The sequence below is a fragment of the Stenotrophomonas sp. STEN014 genome (assembly GCF_056760315.1).
Genome location: NZ_JBRREN010000017.1, coordinates 1 through 1202, shown reverse-complemented (window position 1 = coordinate 1202; position 1202 = coordinate 1). Strand labels below are relative to the sequence as shown.

Sequence of the window (1202 nt, the reverse complement as noted above, 5' to 3'; positions counted from 1 at the left end):
CGACGTCCCCCCGCTTTCAGTAGCGGTCGGCTTTGGAGTCCGCGGTTAGGGTATCCGAGGCGGCCAAGGTTTTGGCATAGGCTTCCGGTGTGAGCCCGCCGAGTGCCTTCTTGGGCCGCTCCTCGTTGTATTCGCGACGCCAGGTTTCGATCACCGTGCGCGCATGGAGCAGGTTGGTGAACAGGTGCTCGTTGAGGCATTCGTCGCGCAGTCGGCCGTTGAACGATTCGACGTAGGCGTTCTGGTTCGGCTTGCCCGGCTCGATCAGCCGTAGCTGGACGCCACGGTCGTGTGCCCAGGTGACCATCGCCTTGCCGCAGAACTCCTTGCCGTTGTCAGTCCTGATGACCTTCGGCAGACCACGGCTAAGCGCAAGCCGATCCAGTACACGGCACACGCCCTGTCCGGAGATCGCCCGTTCGACATCGATCGCCACCGGCTCATGCGTGGCATCGTCGACGATCACCAAGCACTTGATCACCCGACCATCGGCCGTCCGATCGAACACGAAGTCCATCGACCAGACCTCGTTGGCCCGGATAGGCCGCAGCAACGGCTGCCGCTCACCCAGCGGCACCTTCTTGCGTCTGCGACGGCGCACCTGCAGCCGCTCTTCCCAATACAGCCGCTCAACACGCTTGTAGTTCACGAGATGTCCTTCCTGGCGAAGCTTGAGGTAGATCATTCCGACGCCATAGCGCTTGTGCCGTTGCGCCAGCGCCACGATTCGCGCCCGAAGCGCCACGTTCTGATCCGGACGTGGCACGTAGCGCAGCGCGCTGGCGCTCATCCGTACCACCGCCAGCGCCCGCCGCTCGCTCAAGCCCTTGTCCACCATGTAGCGCACCTGCTCCCGACGAGCCGGTGCGCTCACCACTTTTTTCGCAGGACGTCCTTGATGACCTCGTTCTCAAGCACCTGCTCGGCCAGCAGCTTCTTCAACCGGCCGTTCTCGGCTTCCAGCTCCTTCAGGCGCTTGGCGTCGGGCACGCTCATCCCGCCGAACTTGCTCCGCCACAGGTAGTACGACGCCTCGCTGAAACCGTGCTTGCGGCATAGCTCCTTGACCGGCAGCCCCGCCTCGGCCTCACGCAGGAAGCCGATGATCTGTTCTTCGGAAAAGCGCTTCTTCACGTCCAATCTCCTTCTCGTTGGGGATTGGACTCCAAATCGTTGCGCTACTCAAAAGCGGGGGGACGTCG

Annotated in this window: 1 protein-coding gene; it reads right to left on the bottom strand. The window is 62.9% G+C overall.

The window, feature by feature from the left end:
- Nucleotides 1–16: 16 nt before the first annotated feature.
- Nucleotides 17–1134 (bottom strand): IS3 family transposase gene (locus ACVOMC_RS15240; RefSeq protein WP_481524621.1). Its coding sequence is split into 2 segments (ribosomal slippage): nucleotides 17–882 and nucleotides 882–1134, totalling 1119 coding nucleotides; the frame shifts between segments, so codons are not numbered across the junction.
- Between the last annotated feature and the right edge of the window lie 68 nt (nucleotides 1135–1202).